At 66.7% G+C, this 568-nt stretch carries 1 pseudogene; it reads right to left on the bottom strand.

The features are described from left to right. Positions 1-40 precede the first annotated feature (40 nt). Positions 41-568: pseudogene (locus AC4FS3_RS29220) on the bottom strand (hypothetical protein); the annotation flags it as partial.

Genomic DNA, 568 nt, shown 5'->3' with positions numbered 1-568 from the left:
CCGGCTTTTTCAGCCTTGGCAGGCACGCGCCGGCGTAGCGTCAAAAGGGGAACAGGCCCGCCTCAAGAAGATCGTCATGGGCGGCGCGGTGAGAAACGGCGCGTTCGGCTCGCGTATCTGCGACCGAGCGGGGCATCGAGGACGCGCCGGAATCATTCTTGAAGTCGTGCCTGAAGGTTCTCGGCGGCTTGGGCGGCGGAACCGATATTTCGGGGATCGCTGGCGCGCCGTCCTCACCGGCGGCTGGCGCTTTGCTCCGGGCCACCGGCGACAACTCTGGCATGGGGTCGTCTGGAGGGGCTTCATGCGACGGGGTTGCCGAACGGTCGAGGTGGCGTGGAAGTGGTATGGGGAAGTCCGGTTCACGGACAGGGAAAAGTAATGGTGCTGCCCCGGCGGGGGCGCGCGGTTCGTCAGGGACGAACGGATGCGCCCCGGGCGATGAGGGCGCCTCGACGCGCTCCATGAACCTGACGTTGAATGGGCCCTGCAGGGTGTTACGGCTTTGCCAGCTACGATACAGGGCAGGGCCGAGCAGGCCGCCGGCGCCGATAACGCCGAACGTTGC

Source organism: Pseudogemmobacter sp. TB195 (assembly GCF_058313095.1).
Note: the sequence above shows the minus strand (reverse complement) of the source record. Positions and strands in the feature narration are given on the sequence as shown.